Source organism: Pyrodictium brockii, assembly GCF_055379715.1.
Map to the genome: position 1 here is coordinate 1,552,735 of NZ_AP042401.1, position 26,982 is coordinate 1,579,716.

The 26,982-nt window shown below is 62.4% G+C and carries 25 protein-coding genes, 3 tRNA genes, 2 rRNA genes and 1 other RNA gene; 24 read left to right on the forward strand and 7 right to left on the reverse strand.

Translation table 11 applies throughout. The features are described 5' to 3' along the window. Positions 1-24 precede the first annotated feature (24 nt). The gene (locus ACZ42Y_RS08320; RefSeq protein ID WP_058370444.1) at positions 25-759 is read left to right on the forward strand and encodes a hypothetical protein; all 735 of its coding nucleotides are present in this window, start codon (positions 25-27) and stop codon (positions 757-759) included. Beyond that, on the forward strand, positions 734-1,381 hold the full coding sequence (locus ACZ42Y_RS08325; RefSeq protein ID WP_168371227.1) for a tRNA-wybutosine modification methyltransferase TYW3: 648 nt from the start codon (positions 734-736) through the stop codon (positions 1,379-1,381). The genes ACZ42Y_RS08320 and ACZ42Y_RS08325 overlap by 26 nt, the downstream gene beginning before the upstream one ends. Before the next feature lie 71 nt (positions 1,382-1,452). Here ACZ42Y_RS08325 and ACZ42Y_RS08330 read toward each other — a convergent pair whose 3' ends face one another. Further along, the gene (locus tag ACZ42Y_RS08330; protein WP_083494451.1) at positions 1,453-2,343 is read right to left on the reverse strand and encodes a geranylgeranylglycerol-phosphate geranylgeranyltransferase; all 891 of its coding nucleotides are present in this window, start codon (positions 2,341-2,343) and stop codon (positions 1,453-1,455) included. 241 nt (positions 2,344-2,584) lie between these two features. Between ACZ42Y_RS08330 and ACZ42Y_RS08335 the strand changes: the two genes are divergently transcribed. The 5 genes from ACZ42Y_RS08335 (at position 2,585) to ACZ42Y_RS08355 (ending at position 6,505) form a co-directional block, all read left to right on the forward strand. Continuing rightward, positions 2,585-2,758 (forward strand): SWIM zinc finger family protein, encoded by a 174-nt coding sequence (locus ACZ42Y_RS08335; protein WP_464735795.1) that lies wholly within the window; start codon positions 2,585-2,587, stop codon positions 2,756-2,758. A gap of 93 nt (positions 2,759-2,851) precedes the next feature. Beyond that, complete coding sequence (locus ACZ42Y_RS08340; protein ID WP_058370441.1) at positions 2,852-3,754, forward strand: methyltransferase domain-containing protein; 903 nt, start codon at positions 2,852-2,854, stop codon at positions 3,752-3,754. A 68-nt stretch (positions 3,755-3,822) separates the two neighbouring features. Beyond that, positions 3,823-4,647, forward strand: coding sequence for an S-methyl-5'-thioadenosine phosphorylase (locus ACZ42Y_RS08345; protein WP_058370440.1), 825 nt, complete (start codon positions 3,823-3,825; stop codon positions 4,645-4,647). Then, positions 4,614-5,546: a MurR/RpiR family transcriptional regulator gene (locus tag ACZ42Y_RS08350; protein WP_058370439.1), complete on the forward strand. Its 933-nt coding sequence runs from the start codon at positions 4,614-4,616 to the stop codon at positions 5,544-5,546. Before ACZ42Y_RS08345 ends, ACZ42Y_RS08350 begins: the two co-directional genes overlap by 34 nt. Positions 5,547-5,617: 71 nt before the next feature. Continuing rightward, positions 5,618-6,505, forward strand: coding sequence for a RimK family alpha-L-glutamate ligase (locus tag ACZ42Y_RS08355; protein WP_464735469.1), 888 nt, complete (start codon positions 5,618-5,620; stop codon positions 6,503-6,505). Positions 6,506-6,607: 102 nt separating this feature from the next. On the opposite strand, the gene ACZ42Y_RS08360 is transcribed toward ACZ42Y_RS08355, so the two are convergent. Next, complete coding sequence (locus tag ACZ42Y_RS08360; RefSeq protein ID WP_070807810.1) at positions 6,608-7,390, reverse strand: DNA polymerase sliding clamp; 783 nt, start codon at positions 7,388-7,390, stop codon at positions 6,608-6,610. 124 nt (positions 7,391-7,514) lie between these two features. Between ACZ42Y_RS08360 and ACZ42Y_RS08365 the strand changes: the two genes are divergently transcribed. Together ACZ42Y_RS08365 and ACZ42Y_RS08370 are read left to right on the forward strand one after the other, a co-directional pair. Further along, positions 7,515-8,381: a polyprenyl synthetase family protein gene (locus ACZ42Y_RS08365; RefSeq protein WP_058370436.1), complete on the forward strand. Its 867-nt coding sequence runs from the start codon at positions 7,515-7,517 to the stop codon at positions 8,379-8,381. Between the two features lie 54 nt (positions 8,382-8,435). Next, positions 8,436-9,497 carry an NAD(P)-binding protein gene (locus ACZ42Y_RS08370; RefSeq protein ID WP_464735470.1) on the forward strand — a complete coding sequence of 354 codons (1,062 nt, stop codon included), beginning with the start codon at positions 8,436-8,438 and terminating at the stop codon, positions 9,495-9,497. Positions 9,498-9,927: 430 nt separating this feature from the next. Here ACZ42Y_RS08370 and ACZ42Y_RS08375 read toward each other — a convergent pair whose 3' ends face one another. Next, the gene (locus tag ACZ42Y_RS08375) at positions 9,928-10,668 is read right to left on the reverse strand and encodes an HD domain-containing protein (protein WP_058371353.1); all 741 of its coding nucleotides are present in this window, start codon (positions 10,666-10,668) and stop codon (positions 9,928-9,930) included. Between the two features lie 236 nt (positions 10,669-10,904). Between ACZ42Y_RS08375 and cca the strand changes: the two genes are divergently transcribed. From cca to ACZ42Y_RS08395, 4 genes are all read left to right on the forward strand, one after another. Beyond that, the gene (gene cca / locus ACZ42Y_RS08380; protein WP_058370433.1) at positions 10,905-12,335 is read left to right on the forward strand and encodes a CCA tRNA nucleotidyltransferase; all 1,431 of its coding nucleotides are present in this window, start codon (positions 10,905-10,907) and stop codon (positions 12,333-12,335) included. Beyond that, positions 12,275-13,048 carry a hypothetical protein gene (locus ACZ42Y_RS08385; protein WP_058370432.1) on the forward strand — a complete coding sequence of 258 codons (774 nt, stop codon included), beginning with the start codon at positions 12,275-12,277 and terminating at the stop codon, positions 13,046-13,048. Before cca ends, ACZ42Y_RS08385 begins: the two co-directional genes overlap by 61 nt. Before the next feature lie 36 nt (positions 13,049-13,084). Then, complete coding sequence (locus ACZ42Y_RS08390) at positions 13,085-13,507, forward strand: hypothetical protein (RefSeq protein ID WP_058370431.1); 423 nt, start codon at positions 13,085-13,087, stop codon at positions 13,505-13,507. Between the two features lie 63 nt (positions 13,508-13,570). After that, a tRNA-Leu gene (locus tag ACZ42Y_RS08395) sits at positions 13,571-13,658 on the forward strand. 3 nt (positions 13,659-13,661) lie between these two features. Here the strand turns inward: ACZ42Y_RS08395 and ACZ42Y_RS08400 are convergent. Beyond that, entirely contained in the window at positions 13,662-14,264 is a 603-nt protein-coding gene (locus ACZ42Y_RS08400; protein WP_070807809.1) for a DUF367 family protein, read from the reverse strand. Between the two features lie 136 nt (positions 14,265-14,400). Here ACZ42Y_RS08400 and ACZ42Y_RS08405 point away from each other — a divergent pair, with 136 nt between their 5' ends. The 6 genes from ACZ42Y_RS08405 to ACZ42Y_RS08430 all read left to right on the forward strand — a co-directional run bounded on the left by ACZ42Y_RS08405 (position 14,401) and on the right by ACZ42Y_RS08430 (position 18,130). Then, entirely contained in the window at positions 14,401-14,646 is a 246-nt protein-coding gene (locus tag ACZ42Y_RS08405) for an Lrp/AsnC ligand binding domain-containing protein (protein WP_058370430.1), read from the forward strand. Positions 14,647-14,681: 35 nt separating this feature from the next. Then, the gene (locus tag ACZ42Y_RS08410; protein WP_058370429.1) at positions 14,682-15,923 is read left to right on the forward strand and encodes a TiaS agmantine-binding domain-containing protein; all 1,242 of its coding nucleotides are present in this window, start codon (positions 14,682-14,684) and stop codon (positions 15,921-15,923) included. 487 nt (positions 15,924-16,410) lie between these two features. Further along, positions 16,411-16,602 carry a preprotein translocase subunit Sec61beta gene (locus ACZ42Y_RS08415; protein ID WP_058370428.1) on the forward strand — a complete coding sequence of 64 codons (192 nt, stop codon included), beginning with the start codon at positions 16,411-16,413 and terminating at the stop codon, positions 16,600-16,602. A 110-nt stretch (positions 16,603-16,712) separates the two neighbouring features. Beyond that, positions 16,713-16,958 carry a MazG nucleotide pyrophosphohydrolase domain-containing protein gene (locus ACZ42Y_RS08420; RefSeq protein WP_201783077.1) on the forward strand — a complete coding sequence of 82 codons (246 nt, stop codon included), beginning with the start codon at positions 16,713-16,715 and terminating at the stop codon, positions 16,956-16,958. Positions 16,959-17,031: 73 nt separating this feature from the next. Beyond that, positions 17,032-17,442, forward strand: coding sequence for a zinc-binding protein (locus ACZ42Y_RS08425; protein WP_058370426.1), 411 nt, complete (start codon positions 17,032-17,034; stop codon positions 17,440-17,442). After that, positions 17,387-18,130 carry a phosphoglycerol geranylgeranyltransferase gene (locus ACZ42Y_RS08430; protein ID WP_058370425.1) on the forward strand — a complete coding sequence of 248 codons (744 nt, stop codon included), beginning with the start codon at positions 17,387-17,389 and terminating at the stop codon, positions 18,128-18,130. Before ACZ42Y_RS08425 ends, ACZ42Y_RS08430 begins: the two co-directional genes overlap by 56 nt. Positions 18,131-18,156: 26 nt before the next feature. Here ACZ42Y_RS08430 and rnpB read toward each other — a convergent pair. Continuing rightward, positions 18,157-18,478: RNase P RNA component (rnpB, locus tag ACZ42Y_RS08435), an RNA gene on the reverse strand. 179 nt (positions 18,479-18,657) lie between these two features. Beyond that, positions 18,658-18,733, reverse strand: a tRNA-His gene (locus tag ACZ42Y_RS08440). Positions 18,734-19,064: 331 nt separating this feature from the next. On the opposite strand from ACZ42Y_RS08440, the gene ACZ42Y_RS08445 reads away from it, so the two are divergent. From ACZ42Y_RS08445 to ACZ42Y_RS08465, 5 genes are all read left to right on the forward strand, one after another. After that, positions 19,065-19,141, forward strand: a tRNA-Ala gene (locus ACZ42Y_RS08445). Between the two features lie 159 nt (positions 19,142-19,300). Further along, on the forward strand, positions 19,301-20,473 hold the full coding sequence (locus ACZ42Y_RS08450) for a hypothetical protein (RefSeq protein WP_058370424.1): 1,173 nt from the start codon (positions 19,301-19,303) through the stop codon (positions 20,471-20,473). Positions 20,474-21,219: 746 nt separating this feature from the next. Next, positions 21,220-22,717 (forward strand): 16S ribosomal RNA (locus tag ACZ42Y_RS08455). A gap of 139 nt (positions 22,718-22,856) precedes the next feature. Then, a 23S ribosomal RNA gene (locus tag ACZ42Y_RS08460) occupies positions 22,857-25,966 on the forward strand. Together the 16S and 23S rRNA genes form the textbook arrangement of a ribosomal RNA operon. A 286-nt stretch (positions 25,967-26,252) precedes the next feature. Continuing rightward, positions 26,253-26,567, forward strand: coding sequence for a nucleoside triphosphate pyrophosphohydrolase family protein (locus ACZ42Y_RS08465; protein WP_058370423.1), 315 nt, complete (start codon positions 26,253-26,255; stop codon positions 26,565-26,567). On the opposite strand, the gene ACZ42Y_RS08470 is transcribed toward ACZ42Y_RS08465, so the two are convergent. Further along, on the reverse strand, positions 26,564-26,965 hold the full coding sequence (locus ACZ42Y_RS08470; protein ID WP_058370422.1) for a CBS domain-containing protein: 402 nt from the start codon (positions 26,963-26,965) through the stop codon (positions 26,564-26,566). The two genes, ACZ42Y_RS08465 and ACZ42Y_RS08470, sit on opposite strands and share 4 nt — an antisense overlap. Positions 26,966-26,982: the final 17 nt, after the last annotated feature.

A 26,982-nucleotide genomic window follows, 5' to 3' on the forward strand; every position in this document is an offset into this window, starting at 1 on the left:
AGGCTGCTGAGGGGTGCCGATGCCATGCCGCAGATACCTGCTGGCAGCGTTGTATACCTCATAGAGCATCTGCTCTCGGAGCCGGGGAAGCTCAGGGAGGTACTCTCAATAATATCTGGGGGCAAGTGTAAGTGCATGATTGCGGACATGCCGTTCACCGCTGTTCTGGAGAATAACGGGTTCACCGTGGAGCAGGTAGTAGGCGTGGGCAGCATCATATGCCCGCCCGGCTGCGGCGATAGCGGAGTGACAGTCCATGCATCAACATGGGGGTATGGTAGGCTGGTTCCCGGGGATAGGACGTGCATTGTAGCAGCGTCGGAAGAGGTTGCCGCCCTCATACGCTCGCCAGGCATCCGGGTTGTTGAGGTGGATTATGAGGAATTCTTCGAGAACGTGGTAAGGAAAGGCCTGAACGGGGTAATGGTAGTATCCAAGGACTATGGTGGACTCGAAGTGCAGGAAAGGGGTGGCATATGCGGCAACCTGTATTCGCACAACCCGTTGCACCCGGCGGGTGCTGTTGGGAAGCCCAGCCCCAGCTGCTGCATAGAGAATATATACGAGATAGTGGGACCCAGGGCAAGACTTATTAATAAGATACTGTCCGTGAATGACGTCAGCATAATAGGCGAAGTCAAGGGCATTGGGGAAGGGCTGATACTCTTCTTCAACCCCGTAAGGGCCAGCGGCTACGCCTCACTAGCCGCATGGCTAGGTGTAATGTATGCATGTGGCTCCACAGCCGAGTACATGTAACACCGCTGAGTGGCGAGGCCTGCGTAGAAGACTCCTTGAAAGCCTCCGTGAGGCGTCTACAAGAAACGAGCTAGACCAAGACATCATGGATGTTCTTGAAGCTCTGAACTCTATACCATGCATAGCAACATCCAGCTCCTGCAGTGGCCGCATAGCCGTGTTCTCCGCACCCACGCCCGGCGACAAGAGGCATGGAGGTATTGTACGAAAGTGGCATAAGCCCATAGGGCCACAAGAGCTTGAGGAGGCCGTCAGAGAGGCCATGAACGCTAACCATAGCTACCTCTGGGCAGCCGCACAGCCCCCAATACTGGCGCTCCACACATGCAGCATTGCTATGGCAGAGCTTCTAGCCAGCATAGCTGTCAGGGCTGGCTATAAGTATACGGGGTACCGCTATACATCCAGGTCCTACTACATGTTCATATTCGGCACCGAGCGGATAGACATACCTATAATGTTCAGGGGAAGGTTCGTAGCCACGCGGAATTATAGCTTGCTGGCTGAGCTCCTCAACTCCTACCTAGCATTGGGGAAGCGTAAACTGGATAGGCTGCGTAGGGCTATAGCATCGATGCTGGACGTGCTACGCACGGGCTGTGAAGAGGCTACCCTATCCTGAGGCGGTTTATGCTGAGCATCGACCTCTCAGAGCCCGCTTCCTAGGGCCGTAGGTCTCCTCAGGATAAAGGGCTAGAAGAGGCCCAAGGCGAAAGCGAGGCCCCCGGCGAGTAAGCTTATCTTAAGGAGGCTCCTGGCTCTCCTGGAGGCCTCTACTATATGCCGAGCCTCATGACCATTGTAGAGTGCATGTATCGCTAAGATAATGCTCGCGTCCACGACAAGCGCCAGCGCTAGGTAAGCCAGGTTGTACGGCCCTAGCAGAGCTGGCAATGGGCTTATAGCAACTACTACGAGCAGGAGTAGTGCAGCAACACTTCTAGCGCAGTGGACTCCACAGCTGACTGCAAGAGTCATTGCTCCTATGCGCTTATCCCCCTCCACGTCCTCTATGCCCTTCACTATCTCCCTTCCCAGTATGAGCAGGAAAGCATAGAGTGATGGTAGCAGGACGAGGTAGGGTACCGGGGAGTTAGCGTCGAGACTCCTTACGAGGCCTCCGAAGAGTATGGTTGCAGCGGAGTTCAGTGCCACTAGCAGATTGCCTAGAAAACCGGTCTTTTTAACCCAACGCGAGTACTCGTGTGTCAGCACCGCGTTTAGCGCTGCAAATACCGCCGGCCAGAAGCCTAGGACAAGGGAGACCACCATACCAGCCAGGTATAGTATATATGCTAGGAGCCTTGCAGTGGTTGGCGCTACTATGCCAGTCACAAGAGGCCTCCAGGGCTTTGACACCCTATCCGTCTCTACGTCATAGTAATCGTTTATTACATAGCCAGCCGCAGCTACAAATACGACTACAGCTGTAGCGTATATGAATGATGAGGATAGTAAGGGGAGCCCATATATCCTGGACACTAGGCCGTAGCCTATGAATGTAGTGATTATAGCCACAAACAAGTTATGAGGCCTGGTGAGCATTAGGACCCCTTTGAGGGTATTCAAGCTGGTAACTGACATGCTTAGTTACACCCGGGTCCCTTAGGGCTCAGCCTCACTTTCACACGTCCTCCGGGCTACCGGGTATGCAGCAAGTTGTTGCAGCCGATAGGCCGGGTGGGTCCGAGAACAAGCCAGAGAGCTCTAAAAAGAGACTGCTGCCAGAGGCTGCTCGTATAGTAAACCAGGGAAGAATAATATACATGAGGATTGTAGCGCCCGGGACGTACGCTGCAACAGTCAGGGGAAGCACGGCATATACATCGTCTACTACAGTCCAAGGAGAAATTACCTACGATGCACATGCCCAGCATCATACTATGGAAGGCTATGCAAACACGCGCTAGCAGTAAAAACCTACATAGACGCCCTACTGGAGTCCAGGAACAAGGGTCAGCCGAAACCTCCATCACCATACGGCAGCGCGTCAGAGTGAGTCGTGCACATCATCCCCTAGCCTGAGGTAGACACGCCAGGGTAAACACGGGAGACCACGGATCCTCTAAACCCTCGGGTGCCAGGGGAGCCCTTGGAGCCCACGACCTACGGGTTGGAGGTTTATAGGTTTCAGCCACGCAGAGCCGCTGTGCCAGGCTACCTGCTGGTTGACGTGGCAGCAGAGTGCAGTGAGGGGAGAAATGAGCGCATAGAGTGGGGGTACTCCACCGTATCATGTTCCGACGGGGTACTAGAAGTAAGCATCAATGGAGCTATATCAGTAACACTCGATAGTGCTGAGGCCAGGCTCCTGCGGGAAGACTACATGTACATGGTTACGGGAAAGGGGCTCATACCTATTGAGGTTAGGCGGCCAGGAGCCTACATGAGGCTCCACAACCCTCGAGGCCTCAAAACCCCCACATTGATTATCAACGGCATACACATGCACCGCATAGTAGGCATGGACCCCGTGAGCGATGCTAGAGCCAAGGTTGCCGCCGCCCGGGTAAAACGCGGGCACGTGGTTCTTGATGTATGTACAGGCCTAGGCTATACCGCCATAGCCTCGCTAGAGAGGGGAGCAAGCAGAGTCTACACAATAGAGGTTAGCAGGGAAGTGCTGGCACTGGCTGAGTTAAACCCGTCGAGCAAGAGGCTAGCCGACAGGAGGGCGGTAATCATTCTGGGCGACGCCTCCCAAGTAATAGGGCTCCTGCCTGACAACAGCTTCGACCGCGTGATACATGACCCTCCAAGGTTCAACGTGGCCGGGGAGCTATATAGCAGCGTATTCTATCGCGAGATCTACCGCGTACTGAAGCCCGGGGGCGTGCTCTTCCACTATACAGGAGAGCCCATGAAGACCAGAGGCCACGGCCGCGGCCCCATCGTAAGGGGCGTTGTTGAGAGACTGAGGGCCGCAGGGTTCACCAATATACACTTCAACGACAAGGCTCAGGGCGTAGTAGCCCGTAAACCGCGGAGCCTGTAGCCAGAGCCACTGTTAACCATTATATTCCTCCGGTTACTGTCCCCAACGCCTCGACATGGTGTATAAGCATGGCAGAGTTCCCCCCTAAGCCCGAGGCTGTAGCAGACATCGGCATAATAGGTGGCAGCGGCCTCTACGACCCGGGAATAGTTGAGAATCCGAAGGAGGTCAAAGTATACACGCCTTATGGGGAGCCAAGCGACTACATTATAGTTGGCAGCGTGAAGGGGAGGCGCGTAGCTTTCCTGCCGAGGCATGGCAGGGGGCATCGCATACCGCCACACCGCATAAACTATAGAGCCAACATATGGGCGCTCAAGAAGCTGGGAGCCAAGTGGATAATCGCCGTCTCCGCCGTTGGCTCCCTCCGCGAGGACTATAAGCCTGGTGACATAGTGGTTCCAGACCAGTTCATAGACATGACTAAGAAGAGGGATTACACATTCTTCGAAGGCCCCGTGGTAGCTCACGTGAGCATGGCTGAGCCGTTCTGTGAACACCTTAGGCAGGAGATCATAAGGACGGGGAGAGACCTAGGCTACACTATACATGAACGTGGCACGTACATATGCATAGAGGGTCCAAGGTTCTCGACGAAGGCTGAGAGCAGGGTCTGGAAGGAAGTATTCAAGGCCGACATAATAGGCATGACACTGGTGCCTGAGGTAAACCTGGCATGCGAGGCCCAGATATGCTATGCCACGCTAGCACTCGTGACAGACTACGACGTCTGGGCGGAGCGCCCTGTAACCGCCGAGGAGGTAACCAGGGTCATGAGGGAGAACACCGAGAAGGCCCGCCGGCTCCTGTATGAGCTTATACCGAGGCTTCCCGAGAGCCCCGACCCGGCGAGGTGCAGTTGCTGCCGATCCCTCGAGACAGCGCTGCTCTGACGCAGGCAACGCTCTCCAGGATAGAGGCTGATAGCGCCAGCAAGGCTAAGGAGTTAGTAGAGCGCCTGGGCACGTTGAGAACTATATACGTCGCCTTCGCCGGCAGTTTCTACGCCCAGGCCTCGGCTCATCTCCTCTACTGGATTCTACGGCAGCTCACTGACCACAACGTGTACATAGACCCTATAGAGGCGGTAATATATCACACCCTCGCCTATCATGAAGAATCTCCTCTAATAGTTCTCTTCGCAGAGCCCGGCACGGAGAACATTGTAGCGCGAGCAGCCGATGCTGCACGCCTTACCGGCGCTAGGCTAGTGGCCGTAACCCCGCCTCTGCCAGGAATAATCGCTAAACATGTAGGCCGTGACAGCCTGGTGGAGGTTGCCTCGCAGAGGCCATCCCTACACTATTTGCTGATCGCCGCCAAGACTGCAGCAAGCCTGGCGGATAAGCTGAGCAGCATAAAGGTGCGGGTCAAGAGGCTCATTGATGAGGTATCAAACATATCCGCCATATACGAGAGCCTCATAGACGCATACAAGGATACCATAGAATCGATCCGAGAGCTCATAGGAAGGGGGGAGCTGGATGTATACGCGTCAACAACAATGCTCCCAGCTGCCTACATCCTTGCAGGCTATCAGAAGAACACACGCATCTACCCCCTCTCCAGCCTCCTAGTACACCTCTCTACACGGGCACTAGGCCCCCAAATACTAGCCATGCTAACTGATGTAGAGGAGGATGTAATGAGAGAGGTAAGATTCAAAAAGTCCATGTACATGAATGAGGAGGCGCGCGTGATAGAGCTAGTAATGCATACAGATCCCCTGACGGCTCCCATCTATGGCTCCATTATAATAGAGAAGGTGGTTGATGCAACAAGGCGCGGGTAGAGCTGCGGGCTAAAGGAGCGGCGAGGAGAAGGCCCCGGCCGCCTCCTCTAAGGATGATGGGGGATTGGGGCGTGACTAGAGTAGCCATCCTCCACAACTCTCCACAGCCTACATGGAGCTCTAGGAGACTAATGAAAGCGCTCTCCGAGCTAGGGGCGAAACCAGTCTACATGGTATGGGGGCATACTGGGGTGGGAGTAGGCTCACAATGCCCCCTACGCTACCGCGGCCGGTGCCTCGATGTAGACGCTATAATCGTGCGTGGCTTCGGCCGCGGACTCAGCGTTGAGAAGTACATGTATCGCCATGCGTTCCTGAAGGCAGCCGAGTCGGAGGGCATTCTCGTAGTTAACCCCGCAGACGCCATATTTACTGCCCGTGACAAGTTTACAAGCCTCCGCCTGCTCAGCAAGCATGGGATCCCGGTCCCCTACACGGTTGTATCCGAGAACCCCTCCGAGGCCTTGATGGAGGTGGGGAGGCTAGGAAGGGCCGTACTAAAGCCTATCACTGGAAGCCTGGGCCTCGGCTCCTTCATGGTCAGCAGCATTGATACCGCATACTATATTGTGAACTTGCTCCTCTCACTCAACCAGCCCATATACCTGCAGCGCTACCTGGAGAAGAAGGGCAACAGAGACCTCAGGGTATTTGTTGTGGAGGATAGGGCAGTAGCAGCCATTTACCGGGAGGCCCCCCACGGGTTCTGGAAAACCAACATAGCGAGAGGCGCTAGGGCCGTTCCAGCGTCGCCACGGAGCGAGATAGTGGAGGCCGCAGTAAAGTCCTCCCAAATCCTAGGCCTAATATATGCTGGCGTAGATATTATAGAATACGAGGAGGGATTTGCAGTGATAGAGGTGAACGCATCACCCCTCTGGAGGGGACTACAAAGCGCCACGGGCATCGACCCGGCCAGGCACATAGCGGAAGCTGTCCTGAGAAGGGCTAGAAGGTAGGCAGGTGCAGGGGTCAGCTGTCCTGGCCCTCTGCATCCCCCAAGCCATACCGCACCGAGGGGCTACGTCGAGCCGGTGGAGTCTCATCAGCCCCTGGGGCCGTTAAGCCGCCTTGGGCGCTAGGAGGTAGGTAACACCACCACCCGCAGGAAGCTGGAACTTTAGCCGAAGCGGCATGTTCTGCGAGAACTCTATAGTTATGGTATCGGCTACCCTGGTCAGTGATAACACGTGCTTCAAGTACTCGATGCTATAGGCTGACTTGCCGGGCTCTTCCACATGGAACTCCACAACCGCCGGGGAGTCGCTCCTTATCTTCGCCTCAGCGGTGGCAGCACCGACACCTCGTATAATGAACGTGTTTTCATCGGGAGCCTCGAGCTCCACTGTATCCCCCACCGCCTCGGCATCCTTAAGCGCGTTCTTGAACGGGTCTACAACCATTGCAATCCTTATCTTGAACTCAAGCTGTGCCTCGGGCACCTCGGGAACCGGCACATCAAGGTTTAGAAGCCTATAACGCTTTATAGTGGCACCAACTATAGACCATGTTACCCTCTCCTCGTCAACCTCTATATCCAGCTTGTCACCCTTCTTGCCCCTCTTGACTATCTTAGCAGTGTTAGCCACATTGAAACCCAGCTTTACCTCTCCATCCTCAACCTCGTACTCGATGAAGCTCTCGGGGGGCAGCTCTATATTTATAAGTGCTACATGCGCCGGGTCCAGGGCTACCGCCCTCACGCCATCACTTGTTATTATCATAGTTATCTCGTCGACTATCTTGGATATTGCGTCAAGCATGTTGTAGAACGACTTAGCATCGGGGTATGATAGTCTCGCCCTTGCCACTACCCGGTACACCCCAAGCTCTAGGCTAGACATGCGGAAAAGGGTATAAGAGTGCAGGCGCAGGACAGTGCATGCAGAAATGGGCTATATGCTCCTTAGAAACTGCATAGAGAAGCCTACTTGTAAATATCCTTGAGGCCGTAAAGGTAGAGCAGGTATGCGAGATCATAAGCTGCTCGAGCTGTGGCGTACCACTCGCCACGTCATTGACAGGGCTATTGCTAGCTGGCTGGCTAAACTACCCGAGGCAAGTATAATCGAGGCTGCAAAATATATAGCTATGGGCGGTAAGAGGCTGAGAGGCTTCCTAGCAGTAGAAATGGCCAAAACCCTCGGAGCATCAATCGAGGACGCGATAGATGCAGCAGTGGCAGTTGAGCTGGTACACGCAGCAAGCCTAGCACTAGACGACATAATAGACGAGGACTATATTAGACGGGGCAGCGAAGCTGCCTGGGTGAAATATGGGCTTAAAAAGACCGTGATGGTATCCAACATACTCATACCGTTTGCGCAAAGGATAGTCGCTGAGCGCTACGGTGAGCGGGCGCTACGCCGCACAGTGAAGGCCTGGCTTGACATCTCCCGCGGCGAGGTTATAGACGCGTTCACCGTGCCCGAGGAGCTAAGCCCCGACACCTACCTGGATATGATAAGGCTCAAGACAGGTGCTCTCTTCCGCCTGGCCGCGGAGCTAGGCGTTATAGCGGCAGGCCACTACTCTATAATGGATATTGCATCCCAGTATGGCGAGATAATAGGTATTGTATACCAGATAGCAGACGATATACGTGACAGCCGGGACAGTGAGAAAGCCCGCAAGGAGCCGGGGCTACGCCTCTTTCTACGATGGCTTAACGGAGGAGGCATGAACAAAGCCTATAGTGTCATAGAGAGCATGCTGGCCAGGGCTACAGAGCTGTCGGAGAAAATAGCGGGCGGCGCGAACGATTCAGTACTACACTACATTCCACGCTTCATAGTAAACGCCATGCTTGAAGAGGCTGCGCTCGGCCAGAAGTAGAGCACGAGGCTGCATACGAGCACCGGCTTGGAGGCCGCCCGGGGGTCCGGGGCGTTGGAGGAGAAGCCGGACTTCATAGTGGTTGGGGCAGGGCCCGCTGGCGCGGCCTTCGCGTACTACGCCTCTAGCAGCGGCTACCGTGTAGAAGTCTATGAGGGCTCTGAGCCGGGCTCGAAGCCTTGTGGATGGGCCGTCCCCGTCCAGATAGAGAAATACGTGAAAGTGCCAGGTGACACTGTGCTCACAGAGATACGTGGGTTCCGAGTCTACCTTGACGGCAAGCTTGTACACGAGCACTACGGCTCGCTCTGGGGCTACATCATCGACAAGAGGCTGTTCATAACCCGGCTCCTCGAGGGCTCTACGCTATACAAGAGGTATGTAGACATATCAAACCCCTACTCGCCCCGGATAGGCTCCTCGAGGCTGGAGGCACGGGAGAGAGTAGTGCTCGCCCCCGGCCTCGTAGGCCTACCGAGAGCCGCCCGCGAGACCATAATGGCCGTCCAGCAGATATTCCGTACAAGAGACGTGGTAGAGGAGGATGTTGTAGAGATCTGGTTCGACCGAGAGCTTGTCGGCTACTACTGGGTATTCCCCCGCTCGGGGGGAGTAGTCGATATAGGAGTAGGCGGCTATGAGGACGTAGATTCTCTTCGCCGGAGGCTCACTCACTTCTCCAAGAAGAGGCTTGGGGACGGCGCCGAGCCCCTCACCCCCGTGAAGGGGGCCAGGATAAACATGTCCGGCGTAGACGAGTCTATGCTGCGCAGAAGCGTGCCCGTGATAGGTGAGGCGGCCGGCTTCGTATATCCACTGACCGGGGAGGGCATACGCCCCTCTGTAGCTTCAGCCTACGCCCTCTTCACCGGGATAATCAGGGGGCATGACCCCGCAGGGGAGGCTCGCGGAGTGATACGCTGGATAGCCGTGCAGCACAGGATACTCGAGAAGGTTAAGAGCGCGTCACCCGAGTCGAGGGCGAGGATAATAACCAGCCTGCCTACAGACGCCTTCACCTCCCTCGGGCTCGGCGAGCTCAGTGTGAGCACGCTGCTACGCCTGCTCCCCAAGCTGCCTAGAGGCATAGCCTCAATACTGAAGGCTGCACTCTAACCCTCCAGCCGTGGAGGGGCTGTGAGGAGTAGCAAACCATGCGACCCCGCCGGGGGATGTGCGAGAGCTCTCACCCCGAGCCCCCAAAGAGGCTGTGAAGACGGTGAACGGTCTGCTGAGCCCGTCAAGGTGATGAAGCCGGACCCCTCTCAGAGCCTACACACCGCTTCCAGCTGCACCTACCATGAGTGCAGTGTATTGTGCCTCAGCATATGCCTCAGAGGAGCCAGGGGATAGTTCATCGCCCTGCCTGCCGTAAGGCTCCTCCACGTCCGACGGCTCTTCATCGGCCTAGTGTTGCGGGGCTTCGGCAAATCGACCCCTCTTCATCCACGGAGCCGTGTACGCATATGTCGGCTTCCACACTGCCCCGGTGGAGCCCTCTCCCGCCGGCTGAGGGATGTATGTTTCCCCAATCCCAGGGGACGGCCTAGCCGCCAAGCCCCAGGAGCTTCTTGATGTGCTCTCTCAACGCGTCACGGCCCCTGCTATAGTATAGCCTGGCGTACTCGAATATAGGCGCCCTCCTCATAGCCTCATTGAAGATCTTTACAGCTTTTACATTGCCCAGCTCCAACTCTATGTCGAGACATACACGCCATATTACATCCTGTATCTGCGAGACCATCTCTGAGTCGGTGGAGTCGGCCTGATGCACTATCTGAGACTCTATAGTGGTGAACGGGACGGTTCCATGAGTCTCGGCCACGGCCCTTATCAGCTTCTCCGGGGCGCCCCTCACCGACAGCTCAGCAACCATTGCGAAGTCGTGGCTGAAGTACCAGTCACTCCTAGGCCTATACCCGCCGGTTAGAGGATCCCGCTCATACTGGTAGTACTTGAAGAGGTCGTGGAGCAGTGCCGCAGCCACAACCAGGTCGCGATCCACGTTGGCCCCGTAGATGCCCTGGTAAACCTCTACGAGCTTCTCAGCTATCTCGGTGACACCTAGCGTGTGGTCTAGGAGCCCGCCAGGATAGGCGTGGTGCTTCTTAGGCGCTGCAGGGCTCTCGTAGAAGCTTATCCTAGGCTCCGCCTTGGTGAAGGTTATGACAGGGTTCTCTAGGAGGCTAAGCGTGACCGAGCGAAGCTCCTCATCCCGTATACTACGGGCTTTGCGGAGCAGCTCTTCGTGAACCCCCCGGGCACGCTCCATGAAGTAGTCCGCCATACCCAACCCCGGAGGGGCTCCAGCCCCTGCCCCAGCTTAACCACAGCGCCCGCAGCATATGACAGCCGTCACGCAGGCCTAGAGCGGGGCTCGGTGCTGGTGTCCATCATCATCGAGGCCCTCTAGGGCCTCTCTGCAATACCAGCCCTCCTCACAGCCGCGGTCCCAGGCTAGCCCGGCGGAGCACGCTCACCCCTATAGGGCCGTAACCGCGACGCCTCTCCGGGGCAGCGGTAATGGGTGCTGCATGCATACTCGGCAGTGTGGAGGAGGATGTTCTAAGGGAGATAAGACCCTCGCCAGAAGAGAGGGACAGGCTAAGAGAGGTTGCCGGCAGGGCAGTGAACCTCGTGCAACACGCGCTCCGGCAGCTGGGTGTAGAGGCGAGGGTAACAATCGAGGGAAGCTACGCCAAGGATACCTGGCTCAGGGGCGACGTTGATCTAGACGTGTTCCTCCTCCTACCGGAGGAGACGTGCCTGGAAACCATAGAGTCGGGGCTCGTGGAGAAGCTCGCCGCACTACTCTCCTCAACGGGGGTGAAGGTGGAGCTACGCTATGCCCAGCACCCCTACCTCCGCTTCATGGTCGACGGCGTCTGGGTCGAGGCTGTGCCCGGCTGCTCGGTAAGCGACCCCTCGCGGCCGCTCACCGCCGTGGACCGCACCCCGTTCCACCGCATCTACGTGATAGAACACACCACCCCCGAGATGAGAGACGAGATAAGGCTGCTCAAGTCGTTCATGAAGGGGGTCGGCGTCTACGGGGCCGAGCTGGCTGTCAGGGGGTTCTCAGGCTACCTGACAGAACTCCTGGTGATACACTACCAGTGCTTCCGCAGAGTCCTGGAGGCGGCCCTCACCTGGAGGCCGCCAGTGATTATAGACGTTGAGGGCCGCCATGGCAGGAGGGAGTTGTTGAAGAAGTTTAGGGGCGCTGCTATGATAGTGCCTGACCCAGTGGACCCGGGACGCAACGCCGCCGCCGCCGTATCGAGAAGGAGCATAGCCCTCTTCATAACAGCCGCCCGGCTCTACCTAAGGGAGCCCAGCAAGAGGTTCTTCCGCGTCCCCGGCGAGGCCCGCGTCTCGCCGCCCCTGCTCCCCGGGAGCGTGGTAGCCGCCTACGGCCCCAGGGCATCCAACACGGTAATCATAGCTATGGAGCCCGGGAGGACTCTGCCCCCCGACAACATGTGGGGTATTGCGCTGAGGGCACTACGCCAGGCCCGGGGCCTCCTGGAGCGCTGGGGCTTCAGAGTGCTAGCAGCCTCCGCCCACGCAGGCGGGGAGGGCAGGATAGCACTGGCGATAGAGCTTGAATCTAGGCTGCTCCCGCGCTACGAGCTCCACCTGGGCCCCCACGCCTGGAACGGCGAGAACGCTGAACGCTTCCTGGAGAAATACCGCCGCGACACCGAGGCCCTAGGGCCCTGGGTCGAGGAGGACGGCCGCCTAGCCGTGGCTAGGCCGAGGCGCTACCGAGACGCCGTGGAGCTGCTTCGCGGAAGGCTAGCCGAGTGGCTCCCAGGCTCCGCGAGAGGCTACAGGGTCGAGATAGCGCCGCTCCCAGCGGCAGCCAGCGAGCTGAGGGGGGAAGAGCTGGAATGGCTAGCCAGAGAGGCGGCGAGAGCGCCGAGCTGGCTGAAGCCAGGGCTATCGAGCTGAGGAAGGCTACACCTGCAGTCTGCTACCCAGACCCCGGCAGCAGGCTCTGCAGAGAACTGCTCGAGGAGCTAGAGGAGGCCGGCGTGACCCACTACGTGAACGCGGGGAGGATACGGCTGCCCGGAGGGTACCAGCTCCTGGGAAGGGGATGGGCCGGCAACGTGTTCCTCGCAATCTGGCGCGGCCGAGTCGCCGCGGTCAAAGCCCTTCACCCGCAATCGCGCCGCAGCACTATACTCTGGGAGGCCGCAGCCTGGGCTGCCGCCGCCTGGCTGGGCGCCGCCCCGAGGCTCTACACCGCAGGCCGCCTCTACCTGGTCGCGGATGCCGTGCTGGGCCCCAGGCTGGACGAGGTGAATGAGATAGGCTGCGGCGCTGCACGGCATCTAATACGCCGCCTCATCTGGAAGGCCTACCGGCTGGACCGCCTAGGCCTCCGACACGGGGAGCTTGCAAGACCCGGGGGCCAGGTCCTGATCGACGAGAAGAGCCTCGAGCCCTACATAGTCGACTACGACTCCAGCACACTGAGCAGAAAGCCTGGCAACCTAACCCAGCTCCTAGCCGGTCTCCGGCGCCTAAGCCTGACGAGGAGATGCACCCGGCTCAGCGGCTCCGGCGAGGAGTTGCGGGAGGCCCTGAGGAGCTACAAGCAGGCCCCCACGCTGGAGTCCCTGGAGAGAGTGCTCTCGGCGCTGGGGCTCGACCCCTAAGAAGGGGCTCCCATAGTGAAGAGGAGAAGACCAGGTGTGATTGTGGAGGCGCATGCGCTCTGCAGCGCCCTCTCCCAGCTGGACCCCGCCACGAGGAGGAGGCTGGTGGAGATCGCGCTGGAGAGCGGCTACGCCGCCAAAGACCTGGCCGAGATAATGGGTGTGAGCCCGGCTGCAGTGTCGCGCTACACCCATGGCAGCCTTAGCCCGGGCGCCCAGGCGGTCTGCAGGCTCATAACCGGCGTGGACCCAGATACCCGTGTGAAGCTACTCGCCGAGGCAGCTAGAAGGGTATGGAGCATGCTGGAGAGCCTTCTCGACGCCCTGCCAGACACCATGGAGAAGCTAGCGCTGGCCGAGCAGATAGCAGATAAGGTATCCGTGATGCTTGCCGAGGCAACCGTCGGGGCCGGAGGCGGGGCACCGGAGAGACCCAGGCAGGGACATAAGCGCATTTAAGCCCCTACCCGGCTCCATGGTGGCGCTTGGGAGGAGCCCCAACCGGGCCCATCACGCCAGGGCGCGGGGGTGCCCGAGCCAGGTCAAAGGGGGCGGGCTTAGGACCCGCTGGCGTAGGCCTGCGTGGGTTCAAATCCCACCCCCCGCACCACCCCTACCTACCCTCCACCTCGTAGCTCTCCACAACCCGCTTATACATCTCGAGAAGTCTGCTGGGGCTGCAGTCGCCCAGCTCAACGTCATACCTTGAGCGGAGAATCCTGCACTCAGCCTCCAGGACTTCCCCCTGCGTCCTGCCACGATACTCCTCGAGTAATCCCCCGTTGATATCGAAGAATGCTGGACCCCACTTGAATACCGAGAGAAGCCTCCACGCCAGCCAGGTGAACCCGGTTATGTAGAGTGCTGCCGCGAGAGCCTCGGCGCTGCTCAGCAGGAAGGGCCTTCCATAGTTGACCGGGTTAGCCGCAAGGAGCAGGGGGAGCCTCCTCCGAACCCCGGAAAGGCGCCGGAGCACCCGGGAGACCCTCCTCCAGGACCCGTCGACAACGCAGACGCCGCCCGTCTTCACTATGCCCCGGTCGCTACCTGAGACAGGGTAGGGGGAGAGGGGATCGAGAACGAGGCTGCCCGGCCGGGGCCTCCTAACCTCCTCGACCAGCCCGAGCCGTATGAGCTTGGCCACAGTGTTGTACCGTGGATTGTCATGCCTCATGTACACGGCATAGAGCCTAGGGCCCCGGCCAACACCATCCAATACACGCGCACGCCCCGGGGGTAGAGCCAAATGCGTGGGCCAGACAGGACACCCTATATACCTATATACCATGCCCTAGTCCCTCCAGGCTACCCGTGGCCCCGCCGCAGCAGGGCCCCAGGGGAGAGTGAGGCATATGCCCAAGGCCATAATACTCATAAACACCGAGATGGGGGCCGATGAGGAGGTATTTGAAAATCTGAAGAGCATGCCGGAGGTCAAAGCAGTCTACATGGTCTACGGCCTCTACGACATAGTGGCTATAATAGAGAGCGAAGACATGAACAAGCTCAGGGACATAGTGTATAAGAGCTTGAGGAGCTCCCCCAAGGTGCGCTCAACACTGACAATGATAGTTGTTAAGGGGCACGAGTCGCGCTAGCCCTTTCCTCTCCACACGGGAGGGCACAAATACAGTTGATAGCCGCTATAGGGCTCGACAGCTTCGACACGGCATTCGCCGGCTGCACCACCCACTTCGCCTCCATAATCCTCCACCAGGCCCTCCGGGAGGGCTACGAGCCCGTAGACTACCCCTGGCTCATCCGCCTCAACCCAGCCGTGCCCTGGAAGACCCGGGGTAACGGCGCGGTAGCACTCCTCCTCCACGTGGACTCACGCAGCGATGCTGAGAGGCTGGCCCAGCTGGTGAGGAAGGCCTCCCGGCTGTACGCCACCGCCCCGGAGGGCAAGGCCGCCTACGTTATACTGGTCCTCGAAGACGCCGAAAGGCTCGAAGACTACATGGAGCATAGGCCTAGGTGCCTAGAGCGCCTCTACCTCAGAGCGGTCCATGAGTCAGTGCCGCTCCGCCTGGCAGAGAAGTGCCTCCGGGAGACGGCCACCCTGACCGCTGGCTATGGAGGGGCCGGCTCCCGCGGCCTCGTAGGCTCCCTAGCCGCGCTTGGAGCTGTACTGAGCGACTACACTTTCGAGCTCCTAGCCTATAGGAGGCTGAAGAACTGGGCCAAGCCCAGGAGGATAGACGAGGAGAGCGTAATAGAGTATGACTTGAAGACAAGGCCCTACACCTTCATGAACTACGACTACGAGGAGGGCAGAGTACTCATAGCACCCCACGGATACGACCCCGTCCTCTATGGCGTCCGGGGGGAGAGGCCGGACATCCTCCTCAAAGCCCTCGACACTATAGAGGCCGGGGAGGAGCCCAGCCACTGGACCATCTTCCGCAGCAACCAGGCCACCGGGGCACACCTGAGAAGGAAGCCGGTAGCCAGGGTGAGGCCATACGACAACCCTGTAGTGGAGGGCAGGATAGAGGACGTCAAGAGGCTCCCGGGGGGACACGTCCTAGCACGTATATGCGACGAGACAGGGTGTATAGACACTGCGTTCTACAGGGAGACGGGAAGGCTCCGCCGGATCGTCCTGCGCCTACCCAGCGGGAGCCTAGTCGAGGCCGGGGGGCAGGCCAAGCCGCATAGAGGAAGGCTGACATTAAACGCGGAGTACCTCTGCGTCCGCGAGACCCCGCCTGTAGAGGCTGGCTGCAGGGCCGCTGAGTACAAGCTCCTAGGGTGCTACACTCCACCCCTCTCCTCCTACCACCACCTGATGCCCCCGCCGGGCCGCGCCCCTGGGGAGAGAAGGCTGGAGCCTCCCCGCACCCCCGTAGCCAGCCCTAGGATTAACCTATAGGTAAACGACCCCTCTGCTTCCACTGGAGCCCACAGTGAGGCCACCGGCCTGGAGAGACACGTGCCGTCCAGCAGCACAGAGCCGCCGAGACACGGCCCCGGGGAGACCCCGTGGTTTCCACTCCGCAAACACTCCAGACGTCATGGGTAGACCGAGGTCGGAGTGGAAAACAGCAAGTCTACATGCTATGAATAGTCTTATATTACCGTTAATTCTATTCCAATAAAGTGTTTGTCTAAATCAAACATTCTAATCCATAAACGTGCCGCCACCCGGAGAGAAGAGCAGCAAGACCCCCGATCCAGGCTCCAGTAGAAGAGCAGGGGTACCTCCCCCCAACAAACATAGTATTGTAAGCAAACAAGTGTACCAGTTAGTCATACAACCCCTAGGGTTCCTGTGGAGCCCACCAGGGAGGCGCCCCCGGAGGGAAGAGGATAAGTTCACAGCCCAGGGCCCACCCCCAGGGGGCCGGAGGCTCGGAGCCATGGCACGCGGCTCCAATAAGAAGAAGAGCAGCAAGGAGGAGAAGTCAAGGGATACCTCGCCTACAGTGTTCACAGCAGCCGGGCTGCTCGCATTCAGCGAGGAGGAGGCACTAGTAAAGCTGAAGCCCACCCATGTTGTAATCATAACGGTAGGCTTCATAGCCGCCGTGGTGCTCCTCAGTATAATCTAGTGCAAGCCACGCTCGGCCACAATTTCCCTGGCGTGCATACCAGGCTTCCATCACGCCCTGAGGGAGGGCTGAGGGGCTGTCTCTTGGACATATCATGTATACAGAGAGCTATGGGAAAGGCTTTCGGCCTCAGGGACGCAGGCAGAGGGGTCTACGCGACCTTTACATGGCTTGTTGAGGAGGTGGGCGAGCTCGGCGAGGCCCTCCTCAAGGGGGACAAGCGCCAGGTCTCCGAGGAGCTCGCCGATGTCATAGCGTGGGTGCTTAGTATAGCATCCCTTGTGGGCGTCGACGTGGAGGAGGCGCTCAGCCGCAAGTATGGCTCAGAGCTGCGCGAGGCGGGCTGCACGGGGTAGGCAGCCTGCACGGCGCATAGCGAGATTATAATTACTTGTACCTGTGCTGTCCGCTGGGAAGTGGTGTAGGAGAGTGGGCAGGCGGAGGAAGAGGAGAAAGCCACAGCTGCTGAGGGCTCCAAGAACCCTTCCAACCGTGTTCGAGTGCCCCCATTGCGGCGCTAAGGCGCTCACCGTGGAGATAAACAAGAAGGAGAGGAACGAGAAGGGCGAGGTAAAGGCGATTATAAGGTGTGGCCGCTGCGGCCTGTACGCCGAGATGTGGGTGCCCGAGATATTCCACCCAGTCGACGTCTACTCGAAGTTCCTCGACGCGTACCTGGAGGGCAAAATAGAGTACAGCTTCACCAAGGAGGAGGCATCAATATCCCTTAGTGAGCTCGCCTCACAGGAGGCCGGTGAAGAGGAGGGCGAGGAGGCGGTCGAGGGTGGCGAGGCCGGGGAGAGTAGAGAGGGAGCTGAGAAGGAAGATAGAGTCTGGTGAAAAGCTCTTCCTACTCCTGTCGGACCCCGAGAAGCCTCTAAGTTTAGAGATCGTGGCCCGCTTCGAGGAGGCAGGCGCCGACGCGCTGCTGGTAGGGGGCAGCCTGAACATAACGCCCTACGATATAGATGAGTATATTGGAAAGCTCCGCAGCGGCGGAGTAAGGCTCCCTACGATACTCTTCCCCGGTGGCGTTAACAACGTGGCTAGAAGCGCTGACGCTATACTGTTCATGTCGCTGCTCAACAGCCTGGACCCGTACTGGCTTATCGGCGCCCAGGTGTCGGCAGCCCTCCTGGTGAAGAGGCTAGGCCTCGAAGCTATACCAACAGCCTACATAATAGTGGGGCATGGGGGCGCTGCAGGCCACGTTGGCAGGGCGCAGCCGATACCACTGGACAACATATATGTGGTATCCTCCTACGCGGCGGCGGCGGAGTTGCTCGGCTTCCACGCTATATACGTGGAGGCGGGCTCAGGCTCTCCGCGCCCGGTGCCGCCGGAGGCTGTGCGCTACGCCAGGACAGCGGCTGAGGAGCCCATACTGATAGCCGGAGGCGGGGTCCGAGAGCCCGAGCACGCCAGGCGCCTAGTGGAGGCAGGCGCCGACGCCATAGTCGTGGGCACGCTCGCCGAGAAGCAGCCCGAGAAGGCCCTCAAGCTGCTTTCGTATGTGAAGAGGAGGTGACCCCTTCCCGGGAGGGGCTCCCCCCGGGGCCCCGGCTATAACCCGCCTTCTGTACCTTCGGCCGCATCCGACTAAGCGGACCCGGCGCGCCGCTCGCGCGGCCCTCATCGGCGCGCCGCCTTGCTCCCCGGGGGACGGCCGTTTCAACGCACCCGCCCAGGTCCTCTGCGGGTTACTGGCCCGCCGTCGCCGGCGGGCCCTCGCCGCTTCACCGTCCTCCCTGGGCGGGCGTGCCGTTTCTGTGCCGTTGCCGCGGGTATCACCCGCGCCCCTTGCGGGGCCCCGGCGCCGCGGGGAGGGCGGAGTTTCCCCGGGCCTCTGCGGCCCGTCAGCGGCCAGCCGAGGCCTCCGGGGGAGCCCCCGGGTATGACTGGCAGGGGGGCCGGGGATAAGCATCGAGGCCCTCCGGCCCCCCGGGGCTCATGCAGCCCCTGGAGCGCCAGGAGGGTTGGCTAAGGGCGGTGTGTGCCCAGGAGGCAGTGGATTGTAGAGAAGGGCCGGGGGAATCCGCTGGGAGGCTGCCCGAGTGGGGCCGCCGCCGGGATTTGAACCCGGGACCTCGGGGTCCACAGCCCCGCGCTCTACCAGCTGAGCTACGGCGGCCTCTCACACGTCACAGCGCTGCTCCGACGCGAGGCCGCTGAGCCTCATTGCCCGCCCCTCGCCGGGCGGGCTCCCCGGAGGCGGCCCATCCCCGGGACGCGGCGTATGGGGAAGGGCTGGCCTAATATAGGTCTCCGTGCCCAGGGCTCCAGTCTCCGGGAGGTCCCTGCTCCCAGCCCCCGGGGCTGTGACGAGGGAACCCGGGTTGCTCCCTGCCCGTGCCAACCCCGGCCTACCGCCGGGGGATGGCGTCAAGGCCCGCATCGGAGCCCCAGGGGCTCGGCGGGAAGCTTTATAGCCGGTTATTGGGGCCCGGCCGTCTACCACGGGTGGGCCGGTAGCTCAGCCTGGAAGAGCGCTCGGTTCGCACCCGAGAGGTCCCGGGTTCAAATCCCGGCCGGTCCACCACCCCGTTTCTCCCCCGGCTGTGAGGATGCTCTGCCGGACAGCCGAAGGCCCCTCCCGCGTGGAGGGGTGGTGTGGCCCCGGGAGGCCGCGTCCCGAGCCCTGGCCTCTCATTAATCCCCTGGGTGGGGGCGACCCTCCCCAGGGGTGCCGTGGAGCGTCTTGCCCGGGCTCGCGGTATACGCTATGGGTAGCCCGTTCAAGCGGCTACCCCGCCTCGAGTTCGTATACGGCGCGGCGTCGGCCGAGGCCCTGGACCCCCTGGCCGCCCTCCTCGACCCAAACGTGTATGATAACCGGGGGCTCGTGCTGGTCCCCGACGTGTACAGTGTGTGGCCTCAGGTCGGCGCTTTCCCCCGGTCGCAGAGCTACAGGGAGGTGCTCGATAGGCTCCAGGACTACATGGTGAGGCGCTGTGGCCTCCGCCTAGGCACCGTGGCCTGTGCCCGTGCCTCCTACGCCACGGTGCCCTGGAGGGGCCTCATGGGCGGCTGGAGGTTCACGGGCCTACCCGGCGACGCTCACGCCGCGGTGCTCAGCGCGCTGCTCGCAGCCGCCCTGAGGGAGCGGAGGAGGCCCGGCACGGTCTACGTCGTCCTGGGCGAGGAGGGGCACGGCGCGCTTCAAGCAGTTGTGCTCGAGGCGGCCGCGGCGACGGCAGCCCTGCTCGGGGCCAGGCTGGAGGCTGTCGCGGCCGAGCCGCGGCCCTTCCCGGCTGAGACCAGGCAGGTGGTGGAGCTCCACGCCTACAGCTCCACGGGCTGGAGTGGCTGCCTCCTCCACACGCTCTCCCTCGCGCCCGAGGAGCCGCTTCCCTGGAGGCTGCTCGAGCCGAGGACGCCGCGCGGTAGGCCCCCGCCTCCGAGCCGGGAGGAGCTGCTGACGCTCCAGAGCCTCGTCATGGCTCGGCGCCGGTGGCTTGTGGCCCTCGTTTACAGTGGCTGCGGCGCCTGGGACCCCGCCTCCAAGCTCCACGGCATCATTAGCCGCGCGCTCGAGGCCTACATTGACGCCACCCAGCTCTCCAAGAGGAAGGTGGGCGGCACGGTGGCCCACCACCTGGGCTTCAACCACGGCATGGTGAGGGCTCTCGCCGCGGCCGCGGCAGCCGAGGCTGCCGCGCTTCGCAGCCTAGGCGGCCCCGCAGCCTGCGAGCAGGTCTACCGCAGGGGCGTTCCCCGAGAGGCTCTCAAGAGGCTCGAGGCTCTTCTAGGCCCCGACGCCACGCCGAGCGAGTGCCTGGAGGAGGCGCAGCACGGCCCAAAGCTAAGGGATGGCTGCATGAAGAGGCTCCGCGCCGAGGCGGCGGAGCAGGCAGGGCTCCCGGCACCCTAGCCCCCGAGGGGCTGGAAACCCAGATACCCCTCCAGCCCCGGCCCCACCGGTACCTGGGTGCCCCCGGCTTCCCGGCGGCGGCGCAGCCGCGACGCCGGGCAAAGCCCGGCGGGATGGGCGGGCTAGCCTCCAGCCGGGGGCACAGCACCACCGCTTCTCCGCACGCTCCCACAGCCGCCGGCGCCCCCTAGCTCTCCCCGCCCGGCCTCCATGGGTTCTATGGAGCTAGTCTCCATTTTCCACCGGGCTCCCACCGCATTACCGGGTAGTGTCCCACATACTTAGGTTCAGGTGCAGCACTACCTGTGCAGCCGGTCACGCTGCAGGGCGGCTGCAGCCATGTCTTGTAGACGCCGGGTCTTCACACTGGGTGTGACGGGGCCTGGGCCAATACGGGGGCGGCTGGCATACACGGTATTGAAAGAATGGTGGTAACACCCAGGCTTACCTGAAAACAGTAGCTCTGATAGAGTAGAGAGACACGACCACGAAATACTTATATCCTTCCCTCGGCCGCTAGCCCTCAAACACGGCGAGCCCCGCTGGGAGGGAACCCCGGCGGGGCCGCGGGACGATCACGCAGCAATAATGGGGGCCCAAGCAAACCCGGGGGCCGTACCCCTGGGACGCTTGGGCCCGACGGGGGCCCAGGCCCCGCCCGCCCACCGGGCCCGGGGCCAGACCCCGGGCCTCCGGGATAACGGGCGGCACGGGGTGGCCCGGCAACGGCCCGCCTTGCGGCCGTGACTCCGGTTGATCCTGCCGGGCCCGACCGCTATCGGGGTGGGACTAAGCCATGGGAGTCGTGCGCCCCCGGACGCGGGGGCGCGGCGGACGGCTGAGTAACACGTGGCCAACCTACCCTCGGGACGGGGATAACCCCGGGAAACTGGGGCTAATCCCCGATAGGCGAGGGGGCCTGGAACGGGTCCCTCGCCGAAAGGGCGCGCGGAGCCTCCCCGCGCGCCGCCCGAGGATGGGGCTGCGGCCCATCAGGTAGTTGGCGGGGTAACGGCCCGCCAAGCCGATAACGGGTAGGGGCCGTGAGAGCGGGAGCCCCCAGATGGGCACTGAGACAAGGGCCCAGGCCCTACGGGGCGCACCAGGCGCGAAACCTCCGCAATGCGGGCAACCGTGACGGGGTCACCCCGAGTGCCGCCGATAAGGCGGCTGTTCCCCGCTGTAGGAAGGCGGGGGAGTAAGCGGGGGGCAAGTCTGGTGTCAGCCGCCGCGGTAATACCAGCCCCGCGAGCGGTCGGGATGATTACTGGGCCTAAAGCGCCCGTAGCCGGCCCGGTAAGTCCCCCCCTAAAGCCCCGGGCTCAACCCGGGGAGTGGGGGGGATACTGCCGGGCTAGGGGGCGGGAGAGGCCGAGGGTACTCCCGGGGTAGGGGCGAAATCCGATAATCCCGGGAGGACCACCAGTGGCGAAGGCGCTCGGCTGGAACGCGCCCGACGGTGAGGGGCGAAAGCCGGGGGAGCAAACCGGATTAGATACCCGGGTAGTCCCGGCTGTAAACGATGCGGGCTAGGTGTTGGGCGGGCTTGGAGCCCGCCCAGTGCCGCAGGGAAGCCGTTAAGCCCGCCGCCTGGGGAGTACGGCCGCAAGGCTGAAACTTAAAGGAATTGGCGGGGGAGCACCACAAGGGGTGGAGCCTGCGGCTTAATTGGAGTCAACGCCGGGAATCTTACCGGGGGCGACAGCAGGATGACGGCCAGGCTGACGACCTTGCCCGACACGCTGAGAGGAGGTGCATGGCCGTCGCCAGCTCGTGCCGTGAGGTGTCCGGTTAAGTCCGGCAACGAGCGAGACCCCCACCCCTAGTTGCTACCCCGGGGGCCACCCCGGGGGCACACTAGGGGGACTGCCGCCGTCCAAGGCGGAGGAAGGAGGGGGCCACGGCAGGTCAGCATGCCCCGAATCCCCCGGGCTGCACGCGGGCTACAATGGCGGGGACAGCGGGATCCGACCCCGAAAGGGGGAGGCAATCCCTTAAACCCCGCCGCAGTTGGGATCGAGGGCTGCAACTCGCCCTCGTGAACGCGGAATCCCTAGTAACCGCGCGTTAGCATTGCGCGGTGAATACGTCCCTGCTCCTTGCACACACCGCCCGTCGCTCCACCCGAGCGGGGGAGGGGTGAGGCCCCGTCCCTCGCCAGGGCGGGGTCGAACCTCTCCCCCGCGAGGGGGGAGAAGTCGTAACAAGGTAGCCGTAGGGGAACCTGCGGCTGGATCACCTCCTGTGGCTGCAGGGGGCCGAACGGGCCACCCCGGGAACCCCCGTTATCCCGGGGCTCGGGGGCCCATACGGGCCCGGTGGGCGGCGCGCAGGGCCCGGGAGGGCCCGGCCAAACCGGGCCCTGGACCCCGCCCTGGGCGGGCTCCCACGGCACGGACGCCGCCCGGTGGATGGCTCGGCTCGGGCGCCGACGAAGGGCGCGGCAAGCGGCGATATGCCCGGGGTAGGCGCAGGCAGCCGTTGAACCCGGGATCCCCGAATGGGGCCTCCCGCCACGGGCGAATAGCCCGTGGCGCTCGGGAAACCGCGGGTTCTCCGCGGGAGTACCGAGCGGGAACCCCCCGAACGGAAACATCTTAGTAGGGGGAGGAAAAGAAACCAACAGGGATCCCCTGAGTAGGGGCGACCGAAAGGGGGAGAGCCCAAACCAATCCTCCGCGGGATAACCGCGGAGGGATGAGGGGTTGTTGGCTCGGCGGCTGGGGCCCCGAGCCCCAGCGGGCCGACCCCGGGTAGCCGAAGTGGGCTGGAAAGCCCCGCCGTAGAGGGTGACAGCCCCGTAGGCTAAACCCGGGGGGCCCGCGCCGCCGAGCAGAGTACCACGGCTTGGTTCTGCCGTGGGAAGCTGGGAGTCACCGACTTCCAAGGCTAAATACGTCCCGAGACCGATAGCGAACTAGTACCGTGAGGGAACGCTGAAAAGCACCCCGGAAGGGGGGTGAAAAGAGCCTGAAACCGGGCGGCTAAGCACGGGGCGGCCCGAAAGGGATGAGGCCCCTCGAAGGAAACCGGCGCGAGCCGGGAGTACGAGAGGGGCGGACCAGGGTCGCCCCGTCCGTCTTGAAACACGGGCCGGGGAGTTCACGGCCGTGGCGAGCCTAAGGGGTTCACCCCCGAAGGCGTAGGGAAACCGACGAGCCCGCAGCCGGGGGCTTCCCCCGGCGAGGGGCGGGGTCCGTAAGGGCCCGGAGTCACGGCCGTGAGACCAGAAACCGGGCGATCTAGGCGGGGGCAGGGTGAAGCCGGGCGAAAGCCCGGTGGAGGCCCGAAGGGGTTCTGACGTGCAATTCGTTCCCCTGACCCCCGTCTAGGGGTGAAAGGCCAATCTAGCCCGGTGATAGCTGGTTCCCGCCGAAGTGCCTCGCAGGGCAGCCCCGCCGGAGGCCGGGCCGCGGGGTAGAGCACTGATTGGGGGTGCAGGGGGCGTGACAGCCCCCGGCCCCCTATCAAACTCCGAACCCGCGGCCGCCGTAGATGGCGGGAGTGGGGCTCCCCGGGGTAAGCCCGGGGGCCGAGAGGGGAACAACCCAGACCGGGGTTAAGGCCCCCAAGGGCCGGCTAAGTGCCAACGAAAGGGCGTCCTCGGCCTCAGACAGCGGGGAGGTGGGCCTAACAGCAGCCATCCTCTAAGGAGTGCGTAACAGCTCACCCGCCGAGGCCGAGGGCCCCGAAGATATGTCGGGGCTTAAGCCGGCCGCCGAGACCCCGGGGGCGGCCCGCTATGCGGGCCGCATCCGGTAGGCGGGCGCCGGGGCGGCGCAGAAGGCGGGCCGTGAGGTCCGCTGGAGCCGCCCCGGGTGCGGATCCCGGCGGTAGTAACAGCGAAGAGGGGTGAGAATCCCCTCCGCCGGAAAGGGCCAGGGTTCCTCGGCAACGGTCGTCGGCCGAGGGTGAGCCGGCCCTAACCCGGGCCGTAACACGGACCCGGGGAAAGGGAAACGGGTCAATATTCCCGTGCCGCGGGGGTAGGTGCGGCAACGCAAGCCCCGCCTCCGACGCCTCCGGGTAGGCGGACCGGGGGCGGCCGAAGGGCCGCGACCCGGCTAACCGCTGAAGGCCGGGGAGAGCCGTCATGGCGAGAACCGGCCGAAGGCGGGAATGGGGGCCCGTTAGGGCCCTTCCGCCGATCCCGGGGGCCCTTGAAAAGGGGGCGGGGAGCGATCCCCCGCGCCCGTACCGAGAACCGACACAGGTGCCCCTGGGTGAGAAGCCCCAGGCGTCTGGGGGTCAACCCGGGCCAGGGAACTCGGCAAATTGGCCCCGTAACTTCGGGAGAAGGGGTGCCCGCGGTCTGGAGGTAAACCCTCTGGACCGCGGGTCGCAGTGCCTAGGGGGGCCTGACTGTTTAATAAAAACATAGGTCCCCGCAAGCCCGAAAGGGTGTGTACGGGGGCCGAATCCTGGCCACTGGCGGTCCGTGAAACCGGGGTTCAACCCGGCGAAGCGCCGCTGAAGGCCGGGAGTAACTCTGACTCTCTTAAGGTAGCCAAATGCCTTGCCGGGTAAGTTCCGGCGCGCATGAATGGATCAACGAGGTCCCCACTGTCCTGGCCCGGGGCCCCGTGAACCCACGGAGCCGGTGCACAGGCCGGCATCCCCCCGCAGGGCGAGAAGACCCCGTGGAGCTTTACCGCAGCCTGGGGTTGCCCTTCGGGCCTGGGTGCGTAGCGTAGGTGGGAGCCGATGAGCCACCCTCTCCGGGGGGTGGGGAGGCGCCAATGAAACACCACCCACCCAGGCCCGGGGGGCTTACCCCCGGCGGGAGCCGGGGGGACAGCCCCAGGTGGGCGGTTTGGCTGGGGCGGCACGCCCGCGAAAAGGTAACACGGGCGCCCAAAGGTCGGCTCAGGCGGGTCAGAGCTCCGCCGTAGAGTGCAAGGGCAAAAGCCGGCCTGACCGGACCCCGAACAGCAAGGGGTCCGGCCGGGAAACCGCGGCCTAGCGAACGCTCGTGCCCCCCTCGGTGGGGGCCGGGCATGACAGAAAAGTTACCCCGGGGATAACAGAGTCGTCGCGGGCGAGAGCTCACATCGACCCCGCGGTTTGCTACATCGATGTCGGCTCTTCCCATCCTGGGGGTGCAGCAGCCCCCAAGGGTGGGGCTGCCCGCCCATTAAAGGGGAACGTGAGCTGGGTTTAGACCGTCGTGAGACAGGTCGGACTCTACCCGCGGGGGGTGTGGGCCGCCTGAGGGGAAGGTGCCCCTAGTACGAGAGGAACGGGGCGCCGCGGCCTCTAGTGTACCGGTTGTCCGGCAGGGCAGCGCCGGGCAGCCACGCCGTAGGGGGTAACCGCTGAAAGCATCTAAGCGGGAACTCCTCCCCGAAAAGAGGCGGCCGCCCGGCCTCCTCTGGGGGCCGGGCCCGGGCTCCCGTAGAAGACGGGGTTGATGGGGCGGGGGTGTAAGCCCCGAGGGCCTTAGGGCCCGAGGGGTTGAGCCCGCCGCTCCCAATCGCCCGGACGCCGTGGGCTTCTCGCCCAGGGGCGGGCCACGCTGGTTGTAGGGCTGCGTGGCCCGCCAAGGGGTCCAGGGCCCGGGGCTAGGGGCTCTCTCCCCGGGCTCTGCGCGTGCGGGGCCTGGGCCCCCGGCTTTCCTGCTGCGTGGTCGTCTGGTTCTCCTCGCCTCCCTGTCTGTCCTCGGCTCTTCTGCCGTGTGCTTGTCGGCGTGTGTCTCCTCTCCGGGTGTGTTGGCTTCTCTACCTCCGGGGCCCTTCTCCGCCCTGGGGGCTGTGTGAGTGGGCGTTGAGGGGTGGCTGGGTTGGTTTGCTGGAAGCTTGTCCGGGATGGTGTTGCGCGGGAGCTTGAGGGGCGTAGTGATGTGGTGCTCTACCGGGTCTCCGGCAGCGTGTTGGAGGCACTGTTGAGGGCTAAGGTTGTGGAGGAGGCTTTGGAGTTTGCTGGGTCGGGCTCGCTGGAGGAGGCTGCTGACCTGCTGGAGGCGCTGCGGGAGTGGCTGCGCGTCCGGGGTGTGGGCTGGGAGGAGCTTGAGGGGGTTGCGGGGGAGAAGAGGAGGAGGCGTGGGGGGTTCTCCGGCGGGTTTGTGGCGATCTGGCCTGGCAGGGACGCCTGCTAGGGCCACTCCTCCCGGGCCATTATCTGGCGGAGTACCTGGCGTATGCTTATAACCCCTAGCACCCTGCCCTGGTCGTCGACTACTGGTATGTGGCGTACGTTGTGCTCTATCATCTTGTGGGCTATGAGTGGCAGGGGGTCGTCTGGGTGGGCTGTGACCGGGTTGGGTGTCATGGCGTCCTTGAGGGGCTTGTCCAGGTTCTCGCCGCGTGCTACTAGCCTGGTCAGGTCGCGCTCGGTGAATATTCCTAGGAGCCTCTTCTCCTCGTCGACGACGAGCACGCTCCCTACGTTGTGGTCGGCCATTATCTGTGCGGCTCTCCGGACGCTCGTCTCCGGGCCCGTGTAGATGGGGTGGATCTCCCTGACGAGGTCCCGCGCCCTCGTGGGTGCGGTCAAGACCTGTGGCTCCCGGG